This window comes from Alphaproteobacteria bacterium (assembly GCA_024244705.1).
Taxonomy (GTDB): Bacteria; Pseudomonadota; Alphaproteobacteria; order JAAEOK01; family JAAEOK01; genus JAAEOK01.
Map to the genome: position 1 here is coordinate 1 of JAAEOK010000055.1, position 2,316 is coordinate 2,316.

General features: G+C 65.5%; 2 protein-coding genes. Both read right to left on the minus strand.

Annotated elements, in window-relative coordinates; translation table 11 throughout:
* Positions 1-83: 83 nt before the first annotated feature.
* Entirely contained in the window at positions 84-845 is a 762-nt protein-coding gene (locus GY791_09710) for an ATP-binding protein (protein MCP4328694.1), read from the minus strand.
* Positions 842-2,316 (minus strand): IS21 family transposase (locus GY791_09715; protein ID MCP4328695.1); only part of this gene is annotated, 1,475 nt, incomplete at its 5' end. The genes GY791_09710 and GY791_09715, both read right to left, overlap by 4 nt.

Genomic DNA, 2,316 nt, shown 5'->3' on the forward strand with positions numbered 1-2,316 from the left:
CCTCGGTGAACACCTCAAAACCGGCCATACGTGAACGTCTGAAAAGCGGCCATAGGGAGCCGCCCAAGACAGGTGTGGTGTGATTAGCCCTTTGTGGGTGTGTTTTTCAAGGTGGCCTTCTCTCGGGATCGCCAGCTCCGGGGTCCGCATTTCAGGAAGTGGGCGTGGTGAAGGAGCCGATCGAGCATGGCGGTGACGGCCGCCGTGTCGCCGAGCAGCTTGCCCCAGTCTTCGATGGGGCGGTTGGAGGTGAGGATCGTGCTGGTGCGCTCGTAGCGGCGCATGATGATCTCCAGGAGATCCTCTGCGGCATGGGCCGGGAGCTTCCGCATCCCTAGGTCGTCGATGATGAGCAGCGGTACCGAGGTCAGATCGCTCATGAACTTCTTTCGCCGTTCGTCGAGGGTGGCGTCCATCAGCTCTTCGATCAGCACGTGGGCCTCGCGGTAGAGCACGCGGTGGCCTTGCCCGATCGCGGCAAGCCCGATCGCCTGGACGAGGTGACTCTTTCCGGTTCCGGGCGGGCCCAGCAGCAAGACGTCCTCGCACTGGCTGACGAAGCGAGCCGTGGCGAGCTCGAACACGAGCTTCTTCGGGATCTTCGGGTTGAAGGCGAAGTCGAAGGTGTCGAGCGAGCGGTTTGCATCGCGGAAGCGCGCGGTCTTGATGCGCCGAGCAAGCAAGCGATCTTGTCGCCGCACGAGCTCGTCGCCGACGAGTACCGACACGGTGTCGATCGGCGCCTGGCTCTCGGTCTGAGCTTCGAGGAGTCGGATTTCGAGGCTGTCGGCCATGCCCGAGAGCCGCAGCTTGCGCAGGGCGTGGTCGAGTTCAGTTAGGTTCACGAGGGGTCTCCTTCACATCGGCGATCGATCAGATCGCGGTACTCGGTGAGCGCGCGGATCAGCGGGTCCACCTGGGTGAGCTTGAGGGGGAGCTGAGCCTGCTGGCGCTCCACGCTGCGACGGACGAACCGGTAGTTCGGGGCCTCGGCATCGAGCGCCGTGCGGCAAGCCTCCTCGACGGGCGCGGGGCCATGCTTCTTTACGAGCGAGAGCACGCCGAGGATGCGACGCACCCCGGTCTCGCCCTGCTCGGCATGGATGGCCTGGCACACGAGGCCGACCGACTCGCCTGCGGTGCTTGCCCGCGAGAGCAGCCGTACCGTGCTCTCGGGCGTCTTTGCGGGACAATCCTCGTCCCGCATCCGGTGATAGCCCTTCTTCTGGCGTACGTGCTCGCGGAGCAGCTCGCCGGTCTTCGGGTCGAGGATGCGAACGTGAAGCCCATCCCACTGCACCTGAAGCCGCTGACCGATCCATCCGGGCGGAAGGTGGTAGTAGGCTCCATCGACCTCCACGGCGCCGTCGAGATGCACGGTGCGGTGGCCGAACTGGTAATACCGGAAGGGCTCAACCGGGAGCGGCAACAGGTGCGGCTTCTCCTCCGCGAACATGGCCGCCACCTGGCGCTTCGTCGTTCCGTGGATCCGCGTATCGGCCCAGTTCCTCTCCCAGCGATCGAGGTAGGCCTGCGCCTCTTTCGCACTCTCGAAGCGGAGCCCCTTGAGCTTGCGCTGTGCGTGGTTCACGCCCGACTCGACCTTGCCCTTGCGATTCGGATCGCGCACCCGGCACGGAAGTGCCGTCACGCCGTAGTGCGACAGCATGTCGCGGTAGACGGGGTTGAGCATCGGGTCGTAGACGTCGGGCTTGATGACCCCTTCCTTCAGGTTGTCGAGCACGACGACCCGAGGCGCTCCGCCCAGGCGGCGGAAGGCCCGCTCGTGAAGCTCGGCCCAGATCTGCGAACTCGACCGGAACGTCAGCAGCCGAACACTCTTGCGGCTGCAACCGAGCGTGAACACGAACATCCGCATCCGGCGGTACTTGCCCGTCGCGGGGTCACGCACCATGGGGCCATCGCCGTAGTCGACCTGGCCTTCTTCGCCGGGTGCCGTCTCGATCACCGGGTGCGCCTCGACGGCCTGCTCTCCCCGCAGCTTCACGGTGAACCGGCGCACACTCTGGTAGCTGTGGGTGAACCCGTAGTCGTCGACCATGTCCTGCCAGATCGCCATGGCGTCGCGGCCGTGCCGGACCGCAATCTCGATCCACTCCCGGTGAGGCTCGCAGGCGCTCGCCGTGGGGCTGCGACCGGGCACCGGCGGCGGCGTGGAGTCGGTGATCACCTCTATGGCCGGTTTTGAATCGGCACTCGAGTCGGTGATCACCTCTATGGCCGGTTTTGAATCGGCACTCGAGTCGGTGATCACCTCTATGGCCGGTTTTGCCGTGGGGTGGCCCCAGCGGCCAG